At 45.3% G+C, this 1,139-nt stretch carries 1 protein-coding gene; it reads left to right on the top strand.

Annotated features, from left to right (window positions below; translation table 11 throughout):
• Positions 1–1,139 (top strand): MutS2/Smr-associated SH3 domain-containing protein (locus IQ242_RS25410; RefSeq protein ID WP_370583053.1); only part of this gene is annotated, 1,139 nt, incomplete at both ends.

The raw sequence follows: 1,139 nt of genomic DNA, 5'->3' as shown, positions 1-1,139 counted from the left end.
GCCATCACCGGACCAAATACCGGCGGAAAAACCGTTACTTTAAAAACCCTCGGATTAGCGGCTTTAATGGCGAAAGCGGGCTTGTTTATTCCAGCGCGGGAACCGGTAGAGATACCCTGGTTCGATCAGGTTTTGGCCGATATCGGGGATGAACAGTCTTTGCAACAGAGTTTATCGACTTTTTCGGGTCACATTCGCCGGATTGTCCGCATTTTAGCGGCTTTAAATTCTCGTTCCTTGGTTTTACTCGATGAGGTGGGAGCAGGTACGGATCCGGCTGAGGGAAGTCCTTTAGCGATCGCTATTTTACAATACCTCGCTGATCATAGTTTATTGACGGTGGCTACCACTCACTACGGGGAATTAAAAGCGTTAAAGTATCGAGATTCTCGCTTTGAAAATGCCTCGGTAGAGTTTGATGATCGCACTATTTCCCCCACTTATCGACTATTATGGGGCATTCCGGGGCGTTCTAATGCTTTAACTATTGCCCAGCGTTTGGGATTAAGTCCCGAAATTGTGGCCGAAGCGAGAAATCATCTGGGGGGGTTATCGGAGGAGATAAATCAAGTAATTGCTGGTTTGGAAGCGCAAAGACGGGAACAGGAGTCAAAAGCTAAGGAGGCTAGTCAATTACTCCAACAAACGGAGAAATTTTATACAGAGGTTTCTACACGGGCTAATTCTTTACAGGAGAGAGAGCGAGAATTAAAACGTTATCAGGAGCAGGAGATACAAAAGGCTTTATTATCGGCAAAAGCACAGATTAATGACGTTATTCGCCGATTGCAATCAGGAACAAAAACCGGTAGAGATGCCCAAAAAGCCACAGAGGAGTTAACTGCGATCGCAGAAAGGTTATTACCAAAAACGGAAAAAACTAAGGTTAATTATCTTCCGCAAGTGGGGGAAAGGGTACGCTTGCCCAATTTGGGACAAACTGCCGAAGTTTTAGCAATTTCACCAGAATCAGAGGAGATTTCCCTGCGTTTCGGGATGATGAAGATGACCCTACCCTTAGATCAGATTGAGTCTTTGGATGGTCAAAAAGTGGAAACTGCGCCAAAAATTGCCAAAAATTTGCCCCAAACTCCCACAAAACCCCAGGAGACCCCTTTAATTCGTACTGCTAATAATAC

Origin of the sequence: Microcystis sp. LEGE 08355 (assembly GCF_015207185.1) — a bacterium.
GTDB classification, from domain to species: Bacteria; Cyanobacteriota; Cyanobacteriia; order Cyanobacteriales; family Microcystaceae; genus Microcystis; species Microcystis panniformis.
This window is presented reverse-complemented; position numbering and strand designations above follow the sequence as displayed.